General features: G+C 71.6%; 14 protein-coding genes and 1 pseudogene. 5 read left to right on the top strand and 10 right to left on the bottom strand.

All coding sequences use genetic code 11. The features are described from left to right. Positions 1-44 precede the first annotated feature (44 nt). The 4 genes from ABZ857_RS03340 to ABZ857_RS03325 form a co-directional block, all read right to left on the bottom strand. Positions 45-905, bottom strand: coding sequence for a TIGR03619 family F420-dependent LLM class oxidoreductase (locus ABZ857_RS03340; protein ID WP_357036743.1), 861 nt, complete (start codon positions 903-905; stop codon positions 45-47). 165 nt (positions 906-1070) lie between these two features. After that, the gene (locus ABZ857_RS03335) at positions 1071-1685 is read right to left on the bottom strand and encodes a class I SAM-dependent methyltransferase (RefSeq protein ID WP_357036740.1); all 615 of its coding nucleotides are present in this window, start codon (positions 1683-1685) and stop codon (positions 1071-1073) included. Between the two features lie 153 nt (positions 1686-1838). After that, a complete protein-coding gene (locus ABZ857_RS03330; protein ID WP_357036737.1) occupies positions 1839-2963 on the bottom strand; it encodes a HupE/UreJ family protein in 1125 nt (374 codons plus the stop codon). 157 nt (positions 2964-3120) lie between these two features. Beyond that, positions 3121-7041 (bottom strand): metallophosphoesterase, encoded by a 3921-nt coding sequence (locus ABZ857_RS03325; RefSeq protein WP_357036734.1) that lies wholly within the window; start codon positions 7039-7041, stop codon positions 3121-3123. 396 nt (positions 7042-7437) lie between these two features. Between ABZ857_RS03325 and ABZ857_RS03320 the strand changes: the two genes are divergently transcribed. After that, positions 7438-8322 carry a neutral zinc metallopeptidase gene (locus ABZ857_RS03320; RefSeq protein WP_357036731.1) on the top strand — a complete coding sequence of 295 codons (885 nt, stop codon included), beginning with the start codon at positions 7438-7440 and terminating at the stop codon, positions 8320-8322. A gap of 113 nt (positions 8323-8435) precedes the next feature. Then, positions 8436-9098, top strand: coding sequence for a DedA family protein (locus ABZ857_RS03315; protein ID WP_357036728.1), 663 nt, complete (start codon positions 8436-8438; stop codon positions 9096-9098). Here the strand turns inward: ABZ857_RS03315 and ABZ857_RS03310 are convergent. Continuing rightward, a complete protein-coding gene (locus ABZ857_RS03310; RefSeq protein ID WP_357036725.1) occupies positions 9067-10143 on the bottom strand; it encodes a lysylphosphatidylglycerol synthase transmembrane domain-containing protein in 1077 nt (358 codons plus the stop codon). The genes ABZ857_RS03315 and ABZ857_RS03310 overlap by 32 nt on opposite strands. A 48-nt stretch (positions 10144-10191) precedes the next feature. Between ABZ857_RS03310 and ABZ857_RS03305 the strand changes: the two genes are divergently transcribed. Beyond that, a complete protein-coding gene (locus ABZ857_RS03305; protein WP_357036722.1) occupies positions 10192-10410 on the top strand; it encodes a hypothetical protein in 219 nt (72 codons plus the stop codon). A 52-nt stretch (positions 10411-10462) separates the two neighbouring features. Then, the gene (locus ABZ857_RS03300; protein WP_357036719.1) at positions 10463-11536 is read left to right on the top strand and encodes a sporulation protein; all 1074 of its coding nucleotides are present in this window, start codon (positions 10463-10465) and stop codon (positions 11534-11536) included. A gap of 206 nt (positions 11537-11742) precedes the next feature. On the opposite strand, the gene ABZ857_RS03295 is transcribed toward ABZ857_RS03300, so the two are convergent. The 5 genes from ABZ857_RS03295 to ABZ857_RS03275 are packed head-to-tail and all read right to left on the bottom strand — an operon-like array spanning position 11743 to position 19240. Beyond that, complete coding sequence (locus ABZ857_RS03295; protein ID WP_357036716.1) at positions 11743-14562, bottom strand: hypothetical protein; 2820 nt, start codon at positions 14560-14562, stop codon at positions 11743-11745. Continuing rightward, positions 14559-15674 carry an AAA family ATPase gene (locus ABZ857_RS03290; protein WP_357036713.1) on the bottom strand — a complete coding sequence of 372 codons (1116 nt, stop codon included), beginning with the start codon at positions 15672-15674 and terminating at the stop codon, positions 14559-14561. The genes ABZ857_RS03295 and ABZ857_RS03290 overlap by 4 nt, the downstream gene beginning before the upstream one ends. 13 nt (positions 15675-15687) lie before the next feature. Continuing rightward, positions 15688-17211, bottom strand: coding sequence for a VWA domain-containing protein (locus tag ABZ857_RS03285; RefSeq protein WP_357036710.1), 1524 nt, complete (start codon positions 17209-17211; stop codon positions 15688-15690). Then, positions 17208-18737, bottom strand: a complete 1530-nt coding sequence (locus ABZ857_RS03280; protein WP_357036707.1) for a hypothetical protein — start codon at positions 18735-18737, stop codon at positions 17208-17210. The genes ABZ857_RS03285 and ABZ857_RS03280 overlap by 4 nt, the downstream gene beginning before the upstream one ends. Beyond that, positions 18737-19240: a hypothetical protein gene (locus ABZ857_RS03275; RefSeq protein WP_357036704.1), complete on the bottom strand. Its 504-nt coding sequence runs from the start codon at positions 19238-19240 to the stop codon at positions 18737-18739. Before ABZ857_RS03275 ends, ABZ857_RS03280 begins: the two co-directional genes overlap by 1 nt. Between ABZ857_RS03275 and ABZ857_RS03270 the strand changes: the two are divergent. Next, positions 19239-19805: pseudogene (locus ABZ857_RS03270) on the top strand (ThiF family adenylyltransferase); the annotation flags it as partial. The gene ABZ857_RS03275 and the pseudogene ABZ857_RS03270 sit on opposite strands and share 2 nt — an antisense overlap. Between the last annotated feature and the right edge of the window lie 9 nt (positions 19806-19814).

Raw genomic sequence — 19814 nt, 5'->3', positions numbered from 1 at the left:
CATACCGATCAAATAGCGATCAGCCGTCACCTGGCGGCGGGGCGTCAACCGGCGCTCGCGAGGGCGAATCGCTGGGAGAACGCGGACATCTCGTCCCGCTGTCGCTCCGGATCGGTGGTGGAGGAGCCGACCACGATGCGGGTCACGCCCTGTGCGGCGTACGTCTCGACGCGTTCCTCGGACATGTCGATCGACCCCCAGCGCGTGTATTCCAGCGCATCGGGATCGCGGCCGGCCTCGGCGGCCGCGGTCCGGGCCAGTTCCCACTGGATGGCGCGTTCCTCCGGGGTGAGCGAGCCGCCCGGGAAGTAGCCGTCGCCGCGCCGTCCGGCACGGCGTGCGGCGGCCCGACTCGACCCGCCCACGTGGATCGGCAGGTGCGTGACGCCATAGGGCTTGGGATAGCTGCACACGTCGTCGAAGCCGAAGAACTCGCCCGTGAAGCCGACGCCTTTCTCGTCCCCCTCCCACAGCAGCCGCAGCACGTCGATCGCCTCGTCGGCACGGCGTCCGCGGGTGCCGAAGTCGACCCCTGTCGCCATGGCCTCGCCGGGCAGGGTGCCCAGCCCCACGGTCAGCAGTCGCATGCGCCCCTTGGACAGCACGTCGATGGTCGCCAGACGCTTGGCCAGGACCACCGGATGGTGGTACGGCAGCAGCAGCACGGCCGTGCCGAGCAGGAGGCGTCGCGTGGCCGCCGCGACGAAGCCCAGGCAGTCGAGCGGATCGGGGTAGGGCAGCGTCGGCGGGATCTCGAAGGGGCCGATCGCGGCGCCGGGATACAACACGATGTGTTCCGGCAGGTACAGCCCCTCGAAGCCGCAGTCCTCGGCATGGCGGGCGTAGGCCACGAGCCTGTCGGGGTCGAGCCCGTCCGCCGTGGAGTAGCTGATCGCGAATTTCATCGGGGCTCCTTGGTCGGGTGTTCGCGATCACGCTAGAACCTTGTCGCAGGCGTCAAGGCAAGGGCGGAGCCGTCTCCGCCTGCGCAGGTCAGGGGGAGGCAGGCGGCGGACGGCGGGGATCGGCGCCGACGCCGAGCACCGCGGCGGCTTCGCCGGTCCGGAACGTCAAGCGCGTGTCGTCTCTCGTCTGCGTGCCAGCGCCAGATAGCGCTCCTCGGTGTCGTGGTAGTCGAGCAGGGTCCAGCCGGCGGTGTCCAGCAGGGGACGGAGGTTGTGCTCGGCCCGTACGTCGTCGGGGGTCAGGGTGCGGCCGCGCCGCGCCGCGAGCACCGCACGGCCCACGGGGTGGAACAGCGCCATCCTCCCGCCCGGGCGGGTCACCCGGGCCAGCTCGGACAGCACGGCCACCGGCCGGAGAACGTGGGAGATCAGCCCGGACGCCAGCACGCCGTCCGCCACGCCGTCGCGGAGCGGGAGCCGCCCGACGTCGGCGACCAGCAGCCTGCCGTACTCCTCCCGGCCCCGCTCGCGGGCCGACCGGATCATCTCCGGGGTGACGTCCACGCCCACCACCCGCCCCGCGGCCCCGACCGCGTCCCGCAGCAGGGGGAACGCGCGGCCGGTTCCGCATCCGGCGTCGAGTGCCAGGCCTCCGGCCGGCAGAGCCATGCCGGCGATCGCGGCGGCGAAGGCCGGGCCGTCGTCGGGGTACTTCTCCTCCCAGGTGGCCGCCTTCGCGGCGAAGAACTCCCTGGTCTCCCGGAGGGATCGATCGTTCATGTCTTCGTCTCCTCTGCGGAAGGAGGTGGATGAACGATTCGACCACAGTGAGGACCTCGTCACGAAGCCGAGCGTCCATTCGCCTCCCGGCCGGACGTACGGCTCGTCGCGACCGCCGTGTAGATCATCGCCGGCCTCCGGCAGAGGGCCCGGTCAAAGCGGCAGCGTGATCCGGTCGACGCACCAGTAGAGGCTGATCGCCACGATGGGGACCGACATGACCGCGGTCACCCAGCGCGCCGCGGACGTACGGCGCAGCAGCGTCAGCACCGGGAAGAGCACCGCGATGATCAGCAGCTGGGTGGCCTCGATGCCGACGTTGAAGCTCAGCAGCGACAGGAGCAGCTCCCACGACCCCTTCTCGTCGATGTCCAGCGCGCTCGCGAAGCCGAGCCCGTGCACCAGGCCGAAGGCGAAGACGATCGGCAGCCGCCATCTGCCCAGTTTGTCCTCGTCGCGGCCCAGAAGGTTGGCGACGGCCACGACGATGATCGACACCGCGATCACCGGCTCGACGATCCCCGCGGGAACGTCCACGATCCCCAGCGCCGCCAGGAGGAACGTGATGCTGTGGGCGGCCGTGAAGGCGGAGGCCGTGACGACGACGTCGCGCAGGCGGCGGGCGCCGATCAGCAGGGCGAGCAGGAAGAAGATGTGGTCGAGGCCGGACAGCAGGTGCTCGGCGCCGAGCAGGAAGAACTCCCCCACCTGGTTCGAGGCCCGGTGCTCGCCGACCCGCAGCGTCGGCTTCCCCGCGGTCAGGACCGCCGAGCCCGTCGTGCCGTCGAGCGTGTAGCCGACGATCGTCTCCGTGCTGTGCACGAAGCTCTCGGCGTCCGGGAAGAGCGCGCTGGAGATGGCGTGTCCTGCCTCGCCGTCGCCCGCGCAGCGGTAGTCGAGGGTCACCACCGCGTAGGCCACCTTGTCGCGGTCGCGCACGCCCGCGTCGCCCACCGGGGTGGGCGTGCAGGGCCTGTCGCCGTACGTCACCGCGAAGCGGCGCGTGACGTAGTCGACCACGGCGGCGCGGTTCTTCTTGAGCTGGCGGAGCTGCTCGGCCCGCTCCTTCGCGTCGTACGCCTCGGCGTACAGCCAGGCCGACTTCATGAGGAGGTCGTACTCCAGGTCGAGCACGACTCTGACGTCCGCACCCGTCCCGGTCACCGTGGCGTGCGCCTTGGTGGTCGCGTTGTGCGCCGCCGCCGGAGCGGAGAACGCCAGCAGCCCGCCGAGGGCGAAGGCGAGAGCGAGGAGGGCGGCGGACAGCCTGCGAGACATGTCTCGTTCTCCAGGATTCGAAGGGTTCGAGGGGGCCCAGGTTTCGAGGACGCCCCGGTTTCGAGGACGGCCAGGTTTCGAGGGGGCCCACGATTCGAAAGGGAAGGCCGCCCCGGACGAGCCGCCTTGAGGCGGGGTCCGGGGCGGCGATGACGGGTTACCTGCGCTGGAACCAGCGGTAGAGGGGCGAGTCCGGTCCCCACTTACCGGGGCGGCCGTGCTCGTCCTTGGTGACGAAGACGCTGGGCTCGGAGGCGGTCACGCCGCCGCCGGTGGAGCGCGCGGTGACGAACCAGGCGTAGGCCGTGTCGCCCTTGAGACGCTTCCAGGTCACCGAGGCCACCTGACCCGACGGGACCGTGCTCGTGCCGATGATCCGGGTGGGCTTGTAGATCGCCAGCGAGTCGGTCGTGAAGCTCGTCGTGCGGGTGGTGAGATCGACCGGCAGCACCATGTTGTCCTCGCGGCCGTCGTAACGGCGCAGCGGGTCGAACTCGCCCGCGCCGAAGTCGTTCAGCAGCGGCGAGTAGGTGTCCACGGTCAGCTCGGCCCGCTTGACGTTGAACTGCAGCAGCCGGAAGAAGCTCGCGCCGAACTGGAGCTGGTCGTCCGGGTTGTATCCGCCCACCTGGGTGAGCCCGAGGCGGTCGGCCGAGACCGTGTAGAACTGGTAGTCCGCCAGCAGTTCGACCACGCCCTTGCCGACCTGGCCGACCTTCGGCTTCACGTTGGTGGCCACGCCGTGCTCGTGCCCGGCGAGGATGAGGAAGACGTTCGGGTTCTTCTCGACCACCGTCTTGTAGAGCATCGAGCCGTCCGGCGCCGAGAATCCCGCGCCGCGCCCGTCCGGGTTGGTGCTCGGCACGAGGTAGTCGTGCGAGAGCAGGATGCCGTTGCGGTCGGGGAACCGCTTGAAGACGGAGTCGGCCCACTCGGCCTCCTCCCGCGTGACGCCGTACGAGAGGCCGACCACGACGAAGTCCAGCCCGCCGGCCGAGAACAGGTCGTAGTGGTTCTGGTTGTCGCCCTCCTTCCACGGCCCGCCGTACTCCGCGTGCTGCCAGCCCTGCGCCGCCGTCTGGTAGCGGCCGGGGCCGTAGTACGTGTTGTAGATCGCCTCCGGCCCGTTCTCGGTGCCCGACTGGTTGTCGTGGTTGCCGGCGATCACGCCGTTCGGGATCTTCGCCTCGTCGAGGACGCGCTGCTGCTTGGACGACACCTCGAACTCGCCGACGACCTCCCGCTGCGTGGCCTCGTCCGCGGGCTTGCGGATGTTGTTCTCGATGATGTCGCCGGTGTGCGCGACGTACGAGATCTTGCGCTGGTCCTTGTTGTCCTTGATCCAGTTGACGATCCCGGCGTACGCGGACTCCCACACCGCGCGCTCCTCGGCGGTCTCCTGCTCCACCGCGCCCTCGGAGAGGTACTGCGTGTCCGTGAAGTGGACGATCGAGAAGTCGTACGTGGAGGGGTCGGCGAAGCCGTTCGGGTCACCGGGGTCGATGTCGTCGGCGAACGGGTCCTCGCCCGTCACCATCACGTGGACCTGCTGCCCGTCGACGTACTCGTCGCCGACGACGGCGGTGAGCGCGGTCTGGCCCTCGGCTGCGCCGCGGGAGCTCGTCAGCAGGTCCCACGCCCGGGTCCTGGTGTTCCACGCCCGCAGCGACACCAGGCGCTCGGGGTCGATGACGCCCTCCCAGCGCAGGACCGGGGCGTCCACGTGGCCCTTGACCTGGATGTCGTACCGCTGGTAGGTGACGTCCCGCCCGGCGGGCGCGTCGAGCGTCGCGCCGTCGGCGGGCTCCAGCCCGGCGGCCTTGACCTTCTTCTCACCGGGCACCTTCAGGGTCGTGGGGACGGCCTCGGCCACGCCCTGGAACGCCTGGTTCGGGGTCAGGATGTCGGCTTCGGAGAACGTCGCCTTGACCTCGCCGCCGCCGGGCTCGGCGACCTTCGCCGAGAGCGTGACGGAGCCCGACACGTCGACGGCTCCGGACGCCGGGGTGAGCTCGGCGGGGGCGTCCGGGATGCCGGCGGACTCGAACGAGACCTCACGGGTGGCGGTGTTGCCGAGCGAGTCCACGGCGGTCACGGCGAGGGTGTGCGAACCCGGCCGCAGCCCGGGGCCCACCTGGGCGCCCAGCGCGATCGGCTGCCCGTCGAGCGTGACGTCCGGCCCGGACACCACGCCGGAGGCGTCCTCCAGCGTGACGTCCAGCACGACGGAGGCGGTGATCTTCTCGCCCGCGGCGGGGACGCTGGTGGCGACCTTGGGCGCCGAGTTGTCGGTGATCAGCGTACGGGTGGCGATCTCGCCCGTGGTCGAGTTCGCGGCGAGGGTGTGCTTGCCGTCCTTGATCGCGGTGGTGTCGAGGTCCGCGCTCAGGCCGCCCGCGGGGGCGTCCACGAGGAACTCGAGGTCGATCTCGGTCAGCAGGTTCACGTTGTCGCCGCAGTTGCCGTCGCCCATGCTGTAGGAGCTCTTGAGCATCTGGCCGGTCGCCGTGCCCCGCACCGGGGTGAGGGCGATGTTCGAGATCGCGAAGTCGTCGCGGTTGTTGCCGCACGACGTCGGATAGGTGCCGGTCACGAAGTCGATCGTGTTCCAGCCGGGCACGAGGTATTCGTTCGGGAAGGTGAAGTCGACCCGCCGGCTCACGAAGTCGCCGTCGAGCACGACCTTCCGCCCGTTCACGAGCAGGTGGTTCTGGTAGCGCGCCTCGATCGAGTTGGTGCCCACGGTGAAGCTGAGGGTCGCGTCACCCGAGCCGAGCGTCCGGACGACGTGCACCGCCGGGGCGTCGATCGTGTAGCGCAGTTCGACCTCGCGGAGGGCGGTCTGGCTGCTGCCGCAGGTGCCGTCGCCCATGTCGTAGGACGGCTTGATGTCCTGACCTTTCACGGTGGCGCCGTCGAGGGCGAGGTCGAGGTTCGCGATGGTGAAGTCGTCGCGGTCGGTGCCGCAGGACGCCTTCCAGTCTCCGGTCACGACCTTGACCGTGTTGTCGCCGGGCACCAGGAACCGGGCCGGAACGGCGACGGTGACGCGCCGGCCGGCCCAGGTGCCGCCCAGGTCGATGCGCTTGCCGTTGACGAGCAGGAAGTCGTCGTACTTGTCGTCGATCGAGTCCGCGCCCACGTCGAAGCTGAACGTCGCCGCGCCGTTGCCCAGGGTGGCCTTCGTGGCGGGTTCCGCGCCGTCGACGGTGAGGGACGAGACGCCGCCCGCACCGGCGGCCGGTACGGTCGCGTGGATCGGCGTGGTGCGTGCCACCAGCGTGCCGTCCGTGGGCAGCAGCCGGGGCGCCCCTGCCGGGGCGTTGTTCACGGTCACGGTGTGCTTGACCCTGGCCCCGGACGCCGCCTTGGCGGTGACGGCGTGCTCGCCGTTGGCCAGCGTCGTGGTGTCCAGGTCCGTGGCGAGACCCGTGGTGCCCTGGGGGTCGCCCTTGACGAAGAACTTCAGCGTGGCCTGCTTGAGCAGCGTGGTGTTCGAGCCGCAGTTGCCGTCGCCGAACGACAGGGTGTAAGGGTTGTCCTCCCCGTCCGCGACCTCACCGAGCAGTTCGAGGCCCACGTCGGACAGGACGAAGTCGTCGTAGTTGACGCCGCACGAGCTCTGGATCGTCCCGGCGAAGATCTCGATGGTGTTCTCGCCCTTGACGAGGTGTTCGTTCGGGATCTCGATGGTCGCCCGCTCGTTCACGAGGTCGCCGATGTCGCTCCGGTAGACGCCGTTGACGAGCACGTAGTTGTGGTATCGCGCCTCGGTCGAGTTCGAGCCGACGTCGAAACGGAGCTTCGACACGCCCACCGTACGGGTGGCGTTCAGAGCGGTGCCGTCGACGGCCAGCTCGGTGACGCTGTCACCGGCCGCGGCCGGAACCGCCGCGACCTTGACCGTGCCCTCGATGTACGAGCGGTCGGCCGGGCTGAGGGCGGGCGGGGTGGGGGAACCGGTCGGCGTCGGGCTTGGGCGTCCATGACCCGCTTTCGCCGGGTCCGGGTCGGCGTGCGCCGCCGTCACGACGCCGCTGACGAGCAGCGTCGCGACCAGGGCGATCACGGCGGCCACGGCGAGACGCCCTCGCCTCCTCAAGCCTCCCAGCAGCTTTCTCGCTGCCACTGGCTGCATCAGGTGCAGTCCCTTCCATCACGATGCATAAAGCGCCGATAAAGCGGCGCGGTCTCGAGCGGTCACAGTGGATCTCGCGAGTGAACGATGTGCGTGAAGGGACTGAAGCAAAGACGAACTATCGCCTCATTCTGGTCATCTGTTACGAATCAGGAACGACTAGGTCACAACGCCCGCAATTCCGCAAAGCACCCCACCACTCTTTGCCGAGCTTCGTACGTGTTTACGCCTAGATGTCCGAAATGGGGACTTCTGTCATCGGAGCACCGGATGAGCGACCGGCGGCGGTCGGGGATCATAGTTCGGGGCAGGTCCCGGGACAGGAAGGCGGGCTCGATGGACTTCCGCGACGACGTGGATCTCGACGCGTCACAGGTGGAGGAGGGCGGTGGCGGGTTCCCGGGCGGCGGGCTCGCGATCGGCGGAGGCGTCATAGGCGTCATCGCCCTGGTCGCCGCCCTGGTCCTGGGAGTGAACCCGGCCGATCTCCTCGGCGGCGGAAGCTCCTCGTCCGGCGGGTCCACGGGCGCGCGTCCGGCCTCGGACCTCACCTCCCAATGCAAGAAGGGCAGCGACGCGGACCAGTCGGAGAAGTGCCGCGTGGTGGGCGTGGTCAACAGCGTCCAGAAATACTGGCGGGACGCCTTCGCCGAGCGGGGCAAGCAGCCGTACCGCAACGCGCGGACCGTTCTGTTCACCAAGGTCGTGAGCACCGGCTGCGGCCAGGCGACCTCGGCCGTCGGCCCCTTCTACTGCCCGGCCGACAGCAAGGTCTACCTCGACCTCGGCTTCTTCGAGGAGCTGGAGAGCAAGTTCGGCGCCAAGGGCGGGCCCTTCGCCCAGGCGTACGTGATCGGTCACGAGTACGGGCACCACGTGCAGAACCTCCTCGGCACCACCCGGCGGGTCGGCGGCGACAGCCAGGGAGCGGACAGCGCCTCCGTACGGCTGGAGCTTCAGGCGGACTGCTACGCCGGGGTGTGGGCGAAGAACGCCGTCGACACGGGGTTCTACGAGAGCCCGTTCACCGCGACGGACATCAAGGAGGCCCTGGACGCCGCGGCGGCGGTGGGCGACGACAGGATCCAGGAGCGCAGCCAGGGCAGAGTGGATCCCGAGGGCTGGACGCACGGCAGCTCGCGGCAGCGGGTGAAGTGGTTCACCACGGGATACGAGACGGGCTCCCCCGCCCGGTGCGACACATTCTCCGGCACCATCTGACGTTTCCTCTGCGGGCTCGACGCTTACCGAGGTTTTCCCGCCGCGAGCTACTGGCGTTCCCCTTGTGACGTGCATTGTGGGGGGACAGCCAGCGCGGCGGCGGGGGGCATCCGATGACACAGGGGCTGCACCAGTTCATTGCGGCGGCGGGCCCGTGGGCCTACCTGGTGGTCGGGCTGATGGCCTGCGCGGAGACGGCGGCGCTCATCGGGCTCGTGGTGCCGGGTGAGCTCACCCTCCTGATGGCGGGCTTCCTCGCCTTCACCGGGAACGTGAGCCTGCCGCTCATGATGGCCGTGGCCGGCGTGGGCGCGATCGCCGGGGATTCGATCAGCTACCGGATCGGGCGGCGGCTGGGGCCCCGGGTGCGCGACAGCCGGCTGGGCCGCCGGGTGAGCGCGGAGCGCTGGGACCGCACCGAGGACTACCTGCGGCGGCGCGGCGGGTGGGCCGTCTTCTTCGGCCGCTGGGTCGGCCTGCTGCGCGCTCTCGTCCCCATGCTGGCCGGCATGGGGCGCCTGCCGTACGCCAGGTTCCTCACCTTCGAGGTGCCCGGCGGCCTGGCCTGGGGGGCGGGGACCGTGGGGCTCGGGTACGCCGCGGGGGGCTCGTACGAGCTGGTGGAGCAGGTCTCCGGACGGATCGGCCTCCTGGTCGTGGCCGGCCTGGTCGTGCTGGCCGCGGCCGGCCTGGGCGTCCACCGGCTGACCCGGTCGCGAACGCAGGCCGCGGGGTGTGCCAGGGTCACGCCCTCCCGCCGGCCCGTGAAGGGGTAGGAGAAGACGTCACAGCGGCACCCCGTGCGGTGAGCGACCAGATGCTCCAGGCGAACCAGCCGACCGGGATCTCGATCAGGTGGGCGAAGAACCAGAACAGCAGCACCGCCGCCGTGGCCGCCCCGGGTGCGACGCCGAAGCCGATCAGCGCCAGCGCGGTCGCCGACTCGCTGATCCCCGACCCGCCGGGAGTGATGACGGCGGTGGTCAGCACCCGGTTGATCGCGAAGGCGGCGACCGCCTCCGGGACGGCGACCTCGGCACCGGTCGCCCGCAGGCATCCGATGAACAGGACGCACTGCAGCGCCATGTAGGCGACCATGCCGAGCGTGAGCCGGGGCCACCGCGTACGAGTGATCTCGATGGTGGAGTGGCGCAGGTCGAGCAGGAAGTCGCGCAGGCAGGGCTTCCGCCGGAGCGGCAGGAGCCGGACCACCCGATCCAGGCCCCGGCCCAGCAGGTCGGCCACGGCCTCCCGATGGAGGGCGGCCGACATGGCCACGACGACACCGATGAGCAACGCGCCGCCGACCCCGGCGGCGGCCGCCAGCCGGCGGTCCGGCACGTACCCCGCGCCGAGCAGGCAGACGAGTCCCACGGCGGGGAGCAGGAAGCGGGACAGCAGGTTCCACACACCCGTCACGACCGTCGAGGCCACCACCGGCCGCCGTCCGAAGCCCCACCTGGTCATCATGGTGAAGGTCATGGCCACGCCCACGGCCCCGCCGAACGGCAGCACGTTGCTGGCACCGCTGCCGACGCAGTTGACCAGCAGCGCCCTGCGCCTGCTCAACCCGGGCAGGGAGTCGCTCAGCACGTTGGAGTAGGCCCACAGCCCGGCCAGCCACAGCCCCGTGAGCACCGCCATCGGGCCCCAGCCGACCCCTGACAGGCGGTGGTCGAGCTGCCCCCAGGTCACTCCGGCGATGTGCGGGAGGAAGGAGATGAGCACGGCCGCCAGCGCCAGGGAGATCAGCGACATGACGACCCTGTTGCGGGGTGAGCGAGTCGTCGCGACCTCTGCCTCCGCCGGAATGGTCTCCACGCCGATTCGCCGCCTCCGTGTCCGCTTCATCCCGCGTTCGCGGGCCAAATGGAGAACAATCCCAAACATGCCTATTTGGGCAAAATCGACGGCAAGCTTGCGGAAATCCCGGCGGCCGGCGCGCGGGCCGGGGCGGCGCGCCGCGACCTCCCCGGCCCAGGCATGGCGAAATCCGGCAACCGTCACGTGACGGTCCTGCGCCATGCGCCCGCCGATCAGGGGAAGGGCAATCTTTACCGGCGGCCGGAACCCGGGCACGGCGCTTGATCGTTCAGGTGGCGGCTGACACACCTCATCGACCGTCGACAGGGAGAAACACGTGGTCTTCAAGCGGATGCTGGGCGCTCTCGGGGTGGGCGCCCCCTCGGTGGACACCGTACTGACCACCCCACGAGTCCGGCCGGGCGGCGTGCTCACCGGCGAGGTGAGACTGTCCGGCGGCGACTTCGACGCCGAGATCGAGGACATCACCCTCGGCCTGGTCGCCCGGGTGGAGATCGAGCACGGCGACGGCGAGGGCGCGGGGCTCGGGGAGTTCTCCCGTGCCCGGGTGTCCGGTCCGTTCACCCTGCGCAAGGGCGAGAACCGGAGCATCGCCTTCCAGATCCCGGTGCCGTGGGAGACCCCGATCAGTGAGATCGACGGGCAGCACCTGAGCGGCATGGCGCTCGGCGTACGCACCGAGGTGGCCATCGCGAAGGCCGTCGACAAGGGCGACCTCGACCCGATCGCCGTCGAGCCGCTCCCCTCGCAGCTCCGCGTCCTGGAGGCCTTCCTCCAGCTCGGTTTCGCGTTCAGGTCGGCCGACCTGGAGGCCGGCCACCTGTACGGCGTGCGCCAGGAGCTGCCGTTCTACCAGGAGATCGAGTTCTACCCGCCCCCGCGGCACGCCGGTGTGGTGGGGGAGGTCGAGCTCACCTTCGTGGCCGACCCCGCGGGTCTGGAGGTAATCCTGGAGGCCGACAAGCGGGCCGGCCGCTACTCCGGCGACGCCATCGGCCGCTTCCGCGTCAGTCACGAGGACGCGGCGCGCATGGACTGGCCCGGGGAGATCGACCGCTGGCTGACCGGGCTGGCCCAGTACGGCACACAGTATGGCGCGCCGTACGGTGACCACCACGGCGCGCCATACGGTGGTGACCACCACCACGGCGGCTACGGCGGGCACGGCTTCGGTGGGCACGGGGACCACGGGCACGGCTATGGGCACGGCTACGGGCACGGCGGCCACTACGACGGGCACCACCCCCACCAGGAGCACCGCAGCGGCCCCGGCTGGGGCGCGGTGGCCGCGGCCGGCGCCGCCGGAGTCGTCGGCGGCCTGGTGGCCGGCGAGATCGTCGAAGAGATCTTCGAGGACGACGAGGACGAGGGCGGGGACGGCGACTGGTAGAGCGCCCCGCCCCGCGCCGCGGCGGCCCGACGCCGCCGCGGCGCATCCGACCGGCATCGATGCGCGGGCGCGACCCGGCCCCGGCCGGCGTCAGCAGCGCGGCGTCTTCTTGCCGGACGAGCGGAGCCTGACCCTGGAGACCGCCCTCGGGGTGCGCGCCGATGGCGGGCTGGGCCATCGGCGCCGGGGAGGGCGCCCCCGCGGGTTCACAGACGCAGCAGGGCCGCGACCGCGCCGGTCGTCGCCGGGTGCCGGGCGAGCAGGGCCCGCACCTCGCCGTTCTCCTGCCCGGCGCTCCCCCACTCCGCCGTACAGCCGAGGAGCGCGGCGACGGCGTCGCACGCCTGCGGATACCGGGCCAGCAGCGCGGACACCGGCCCGCTCGGCGCGGCCGCCGCCCGGGCCTTCCGCGCAGGTGCGGCCGGCCGTTCCCAGGGCGGGGTCCAGGCGTCCAGCTCGGCCAGAGACCCGGGGAAGGTCCGCCCGGCCTCGCGGACGAGCACGGGGACCAGCTCCGGCGCGTGCCGCCGCAACGTGGTGATCAACGTCGGCAGCCACGGCAGCAGGACGGGGTCGGGCAGTCGCGCGAAGGCCTTCGACAGCGCCTCCACCACGAACGGCGCGAGGCCGGGAACGGGTTCGAGCGCCTGGACGAACCCGCTCACATAGAGCGGATAGGCCGGGACGACGAGCGGGTTGGCCAGCAGCTCGTCACAGCGGACGCGCAGCTCGTCCCTGGCCAGCAGGCCCAGTTGCGTCTGCGCCGCCCACAGCAACGCGACCTTGGCCGGGGCCCGCGGGTGCGACTGCCGTACGGCCAGTTCGAGCTGGGCCCGGTCGCAGCCCAGTGACAGCGCGAGGCTCTCCAGCGTGAACAGGAAGCCGAGCATGGCGCCGACCTGGCGTACGCCGGTGTCGTCGTCGGCGAAGGCGGTGGGCAGCAGCGTGCAGTAGTGGGCGTATCCGGCCGTGACGAAGTCCTCGCACCAGGCGGGCAGCTCCGGTTCGCTCGCCCGGTAGTAGGTCAGCAGCCGCCTGATCCGGCGCAGCACCTCGGGCGCGTCGTCCACCGTGCGCTCGGCGGCCAGCAGCTCGACGGCCCGGGCGCCGAGCTCGCCGGCGAGGCGGCGGCCGCCCAGATAGAGGATGGTGTCCTCCACCGCCGCGAGCGCGACTCCCGCCGTGGCCTGGGGATCCCACGCCTGGCGGCGCAGCCGCTGCTCCAGCACCTGTTCGACGGTGACGCCCTCGTAGCCCAGCTCGATGATCTCCCGCTGGTGCCGGCCGAGCGCGACGTCCCAGCTCTCCTGGATCGGCCGCTCGCCGAGGCGGCGCGCCCCCATGATCGGCCGGACCGCGCCGTCGGGCAGCAGGTGACGCAGCGTCCACAGCAGGTCGGAGCACGGCTCCAGCTCGGGATCCGCCTTGAGGTCGAGCAGCACCCGCTGCTGGGTGCGCCTGGTCAGGTCGAGCCCGAGGGGCTCCAGCCGGTCGTACACGTCGCGGGCCAGCGGGGGCAGCGCGTCGTAGCCGACCATCCCGATCTTGTCGCCGCCCAGGAGGATCTCGCACAGGCGGCGGACGTCGCGGCGGCCCGGCACGACGTCCTTCTCGATGCAGGTGACGGCCGCGTCGGCGAAGTCGTACGGCGTGGGCCTGGTCCGGCCGCGCAACCCGGCGAGCAGGATCGACGTCTCGAACACGGCGATGGCGTCGGCCGTGCTGGCCAGATAGCCGTTGCGGCGGGCCAGCCGCACGATGTCGACGCACCATCCGCGCAGTTCGTCCTCGTCCAGGCCGTCGAGCGCGGGCGGGGTGGCGAGGAACCCCGACAGCCGGTCGGCCTCCTGCTCGGCGGCGACGGGCGGTGCGGCCTTGGCGGCCTTGGCGGCTTTGGCGGCCCGCTTCCCGCGCCCGCCCTGCTGCCCCTCCAGCCGGTAGGGCGTGACGCCCCCACGCCTGACCGCCTTGGCCCAGGTGGCGGCGGCGATGGACACCGAGCCCTGGGCCAGGCCGAACTGCGCCTCGATCGCGGAGTGGCTGGAGGGGATCAGCCCGTACAGCCAGCGGGTGCCCGTGCGCGGACCGATCGCGTACGGCGGCGCCTCGGACCGCAGGCCGAACTCGGCGACCGTGCTGACGGCGTGGAAGGCCCCGCACACGTACAGGCAGTCGGCGGGGTCGGCGCCCGACGCGGCGAGGTGCTCGCGGATCCGCGTCCACATGTAGCGCTCGCGTTCCTCGTCGACGGCCAGGCGGTCGTCCCCGTCGGGGCGCAGCCGCCGGAACAGGCTGCCGACCAGCGCCATCGCCTGGCGGTAGGTGTCGTAGCCGGCCCCGGTCAGCGGCTGCTCGACGTACTGGTCCCACCACTCCGACCAGTGCCGCACCTTGCCGTGGTGCAGCAGGTGCTTTTCCAGCTCGGCGAAGCGCGGTCGCAGGTCGCCGATCTCGACGCCCACGGCGTCCCCATGCAGCGCCGCCTCGTCGCTCTGCCCGTCTTCGACCGAGCCTGACTCCTGCGGAGCCGAACCAGCCGCTTCCTGGGGCAGCCACTGGAAGACGTGGTCCACCGAGCGGTCGACCAGCACGAGCTCGACGCCGGGGGTGTCGAGCGCGTACGCGATGGCCTGATACTCCGCCGACGCCTCCGTGACCGGCGCGATCACGCTGAGCGGACCGGAGCCGGGCGGGAACCCGTCGAGCTGGGTGGCGAACGCCTGCAGTGCCACCGGCAGCCTGCAGTTGCGCAGCTCGTCGAGGAGCGGGCGCAGGTCCTCGCACAGCTCCAGGTAGACGACCTTGGGCCGCTTGTCGCGCAGCCGCCGGGTCATGGCCAGGGCGGAGGCCGGCGAGTGGTGGCAGACCGGGAAGATCTCCAGCTCCTCGCGCAGCATGCGGTCGACGTCGTCGACCATGCCGGACAGGATGCCCGCCAGGCTGAGGGACGGCGGCGCGTCCCGGCCTCCGGAGAAGGCCGCGGCGGCGTCGAGAAGCTGCTCGCGCAGGGCGTCGAAGGTGCTCATGACAGCGTCGAGATCGCCTGACGTCCGCCGTCGAGGAACCGCGTCCACTCGCCGCCGTCGTTCCTGCTGCGTGGTTCCACCACCCCGTGCCAGTACTTGTTGAGGATGGCCAGGTCCTCCGGGGCGCGCCTGGCCAGGGAGCCGACCAGGGCGCCGCCCAGCGTCTCGGCACGCAACGTGCGGTCGCCGAAGAAGTGGCTGTGCAGGATGGCGTCCTCCAGCACGCCGATCTGCTCGGCGGTGGACAGGGCCGACTCCAGCTTCTCGTCCTCGCTCGTGGCCGACGCCGCCGCGGCGCGCAGGTCGGCGAAGCTCTGCAGCAGGATGTCCAGGAGCGCGGGCGGCACGTCCAGCTCGATGCGGTGCCGGCGCAGCAGTTCTGTGGTGCGGAAGCGGACGATCTCCGCCTCGCTGGCCTTGCTCGTCACCACGGGGATGCGGACGAAGTTGAACCGCCGTTTCAGCGCCGAGGACAGGTCGTTGACGCCCCGGTCCCGGCTGTTGGCGGTGGCGATGATCGAGAACCCGGGCCTGGCGAAGACCGTGTTGTCGGTGTCCAGCTCGGGAATGGAGACGTACTTCTCCGACAGGATCGAGATCAGGGCGTCCTGCACGTCACTGGTGGCGCGGGTCAGCTCCTCGAAGCGGCCGATCATGCCCTGCTCCATCGCCGTCATGATCGGCGAAGGGATCATCGACTCGCGGGACTGGCCCTTGGCGATCACCATCGAGACGTTCCACGAATACTTGATGTGGTCCTCGGTGGTGCCCGCCGTTCCCTGCACGACCAGGGTGGAGTTACGGCAGATGGCGGCGGACAGCAGCTCGGCCAGCCAGCTCTTGCCCGTGCCCGGGTCGCCGATCAGCAGCAGGCCGCGGTCGGAGGCGAGCGTCACGATGCTGCGCTCGACGAAGCTCCGGTCGCCGAACCACTTCTGCGGGATCTCGCGGTCCAGGCCGTCGGACCGCTCGCTTCCGAGCACGAACAACCGGACCATCCGGGGGCTGAGCCGCCAGGAGAACGGCTTGGGGCCGTCGTCGATCGACTCCAGCCAGTCGAGCTCCTCGGCGTACTTCACTTCGGCGGGCGCGCGGAGCATCTCGTCGGTCATGTGAGGGGGTCTCCTAGGCGAGGAAGTTCTTGAGTTCGAACACGAGCTTGCGGATGTGGCCCGAGATCACCGGCGTGCCCAGGTCCTTGAGCTTCTGCCGGAACCACGGGTTGACGCTCTGCTGGCCGCCGCTGTCCACCGAGCCCACGGGGATGAGCCGTACGCCGGATCGGTGCAGCGCCTCCATGCCGGCGTAGACGGCGGGGGAGTTCCACTCGTGGAAGTCCGAGATCCACACGACCACCGTGTTGCGGGGGTCGGCGACCTTCGGCTGAGCGAGGGCCAGGGCGGCGGTGCCGTCGGTGCCGCCGCCGAGCTGGGTGCGCAGCAGCACCTCGAACGGATCGTGCACCCACGGGGTGAGGTCGAGCGCGCGGGTGTCGTACGCGACCAGATGCACGTCGACCTTGGGCAGCCCGGCGAAGATGGACGCCAGGATGGTGCAGTTGACCATCGCGTCGACCATCGAGCCGGACTGGTCGACCACCACGATCATCCTGGCCGGCGTCGTACGCCTCGCGGTGCGCCGGTAGTAGAGCCGGTCGACGTAGAGCCGCTGGTCCTCGGGGCTGTAGTTGGTGAGGTTCTTCCAGATCGTGCGGTCGAGGTCCAGGTTGCGAAACACCCGCTTGGGCGGCACCGACCGGTCGATCACGCCCGCGCCGGCCTTCTCGACCTGTGTGCGCAGCACCTCGGCGACCTCGTCGACGAACCTGCGGATCAGCGCCTTGGCGTTGGCCAGCGCCACCCCGGACAGGTTGGCCTTGTCACGCAGCAACTGCTCGACCAGCGACATGCTGGGCGTGAGCTGCCGCGCCAGGGCCGGGTCGGCCAGGACCTCGCGCAGCCGCATGCGGCCGACCAGCTCGGCTTCGATGCCGGCCAGCGCCTTGACCAGGTCGTCGTCGCCTATCCTGACGCCGGTGCCCGGCCCGGACCCGGCCGTGGGCCCAGCACCGTGGCCGCTTCTGTGGCCGGCCCCGGCCTCCGCTGCGGATTCGCCGCCCGCCTCTCCCGGCGCCGCGCCCGTTCCCGATCCGGGCGCCTGCCCCGCGCACAGGGCCCACTTGAGCCAGGCGGCGTCGCGCTGCCAGGTCGCGAGCCGAGTGGCGCTGACGTCACCCGAGCCGGTGGCGAAGACGTTGAGCAGCAGCTTCGAGACCAGCGCCGCCCGGCGCACCTCGCCGCCCGGCACGTGCTCGTCCGGCGTGAGCAGGGTCTCGAACTCGGCGGACAACTCGGGGAAGCGCTGCACCAGCGAGTCGACCGACACGGCCGGGTCGAGCAGCCCGGCGGGCAGGCCCAGATCATCGACGACCGCGACCCCGGCGGTCTCCAGCGCGGGCTGCTCCTCGTGGTCGAACAGCCGGGCCAGCAGCCGCCAGTAGAGCACCTGACGCCGGTTCCGGTCGGCGTCCGTCAGGCCATGGTCGCCGCTCCTCGAACCCGTCTCGGCCCCGGTGGCGTTCACCCCGGCGCGGTGCCCGCCGGCGGCGGTCAGGCCGTCTTCGCCGATCATGGAGATGTCGTCGCTCACCGCCGCAGCAACCGTCCGGCTCGTTCACGCAGCACCGTGACCGCGTCCCCGGTCTTGGCCTCGGCCTTGGCCGCCTTGGGATCGGTGGGGCCGAGCGCCCAGTCCGCGGTGGCGACCACCACCGCCTCCCGCTTGACCTTCGCCTGTACGGCGAGCGGCTGCAGCGTCCAGCGGCCGCCGTCCCACTGGACCAGGCCCACGCACGCCGACGAGGCCGCCAGCAGCTTGGGCGTGAGCGGGCCGCAGTCGGGCAGCCGTTCCGCGTCCACGGCGAGGACGGCGCCGCCCAGGTCGAAGGAGCCGTCCGCGGTGACCTTGTAGCCCTCCACCAGCACGGGTTCGGCGATCCGTACCGGAGCGCGGTCGAGGGGCGGCACCGCCGGGGCGAGCGCGCCGGGCAGGCACAGCCGGGCGGTCGCCAACGGGTCGGCCGGCTTGCTGACGAAGGCGCGGTCGTCGTGCCAGACGAGGTCACCGCTGTCGAGCAGGGGCACGTCCGCGATCTCGATGCTGCGGCGGTCGGCCAGCGCGGCGAGCAGCACCTTGTGGCGCTGCGGCAGCTTCCACAGCGCGGGCCCGACGATGGTGTCGACCTTGGCGGCCGTGACGGAGGTGCGCACCAGCCGGGACCTGCCGCCGTCGGAGGGCTCCAGGACGGCGTGCACCTGGAACTGGACGGCGGTGCCGTGCTCGTGCACGTCGACGCCGAGCACCAGCAGCCGTCCCGACACCGTGGCGGCGGGCCGGGGCTCCCCGGTCAGTACGCCGTCCTGCGACAGCAGCACGGCGCGGGTCCACAGATCGGCCCAGCGCCGCACCGGCAGACGCTCGGTCGAGCCGATCGGGCAGGAGGCGCGCAGCTCTGCGGCGAAGCCGTCGATCAGCACCGCGAGCCTGCGCAGAGCCGGCACGGCGAGCAGCGCCTCGATGACCTGGTCCGCCGCGGAGACGAGGTCGTGGTCGACGCCGCGCCAGCCGGTGATGGCCAGCTCGCGCAGCCAGGAGCGGACTCCGCCGAGCACGTTCCCGGCCGGTTGAGCGGCCGGTTGAGCGCCGGAGCCGCCCGCCTCCCCCGCCGTCCCGGCACCGCCGGGAACGACAACGCCGGGAACGGCACCGCCGGGAACGGAGCCGCTGGGAACGGAGCCGCTGGGAAGAGAGCCGCCGGGCGTGGGCGGCCAGTCCGCCCGCTCCCGTCCCAGGGCCGCGTCCAGGCTCCCGAGCAGGGCGTCGTGCACGGCGCCGTACAACGCGACCCGGCCGCCCGCCAGGGCCGTCAGATGCTCCTGTGCGATCGAGCCGGACACGACCGCGTCGGCGGCCTCCGCCAGCCGATCACCGAGAGGGGTGGCGGCGAACGCCGCGGCCGGAGCGGTCACGGCCTCGGCACGCTCGTCGGCGAGCCGGGCGAGGCCGTGCACCAGGGCGTCGTCGAAGCCGTCGAGCAGCGCGAGCGCCTCTCCGGTCCCCTCACCGTCGTTTCCCGAGTCGCCGCCGAGCAGGGCGGCGAGCTGTACGGCGAGCATCAACCCACCGTCCCCGTGGCCGGGAACCAGTGCAGCTCCGGGATCGGCAGGGTGGTGTCGGGCACCTCCAGGTAGGCCAGGTGGCGCAGGAACCGGCTGAACACGACCGCGGCGGGGGCGGGCTCGTGGACGCCGCCCAGGCAGTCGGCCAGATCCGCGCCCTCGGGGACCTCGACCCGCAGGTAACGGGACACGCGGTCGGCGCCGTACTGCACGACGGCCTCGGCGACCAGGGCCCGCAGGTGCTTGCACGGCGAGCCGTACAGGCCGCCGCAGGGGCGGTTGTTGTTGGTGCTGCAGTTGTAGTTGTGGGTGCCGGCGGCGATGGAGGAGACGTAGACCCGGCCGATGTCCGAGCCGCTCGACACCACGCCCTGCAGCCGGCCGTCCGCCAGCTCGACGAAGGGGACCTTCGCCAGTTTGCGCGGCTGGACCGGCGGCACCACGCGCAGCCTGCTGTGTCGTGCCCACACGGTCGCACCGTCGGGGGAACGGTCTGTCATGATCCGGAACGTAGCCGAGCCGTACGACAAAACAGCTCGGGCCGCCGACCCGGAACGGCCGGCTGGGAGGCGCGGGTCCCGCCTCAAACGCTCACGCGTGCTCGTCTTCGGGCTGGGCGGCACCGGCAGCCACACGGCCTGGGCGCTCGCCGCGTGCGGCGTCGGTGAGATCCACTGCGTGGACCACGACCTGGTCGAGCTGTCCGACCTGACGCGGCAGGCCCTCTATCGGGAGGCCGACATCGGCGGTCCCAAGGCGGACATGGCCGTCGCCCGGCTCGCCGAGGTCGACTCCTCCGTCCGCGTCACCGGGGAGACCCGGGCCGTCGAGTGCGAGGAGGACATGCTCGACCTCGTACGCGGGTTCGACGCGGTGGCGATGTGCGCCGACGAACCCGCCGGCCGCGGCGGCATCCGCATCTGGGCCAACCGGGCCTGCCTGCCGGAGAAGATCCCGTGGGCGCTCGGCGGTTACAACGGCCCGCTGGTGAGCGTGGCGGCGTTCACTCCCGGCGGACCGTGCTACGAGCCCTCGGCAGCATGGCCAGGTGACAGGCCCCGGGCCGCCCCCGCC

Source organism: Microbispora sp. NPDC046933 (assembly GCF_040644635.1).
Classification (GTDB): domain Bacteria; phylum Actinomycetota; class Actinomycetes; order Streptosporangiales; family Streptosporangiaceae; genus Microbispora.
This window is presented reverse-complemented; position numbering and strand designations above follow the sequence as displayed.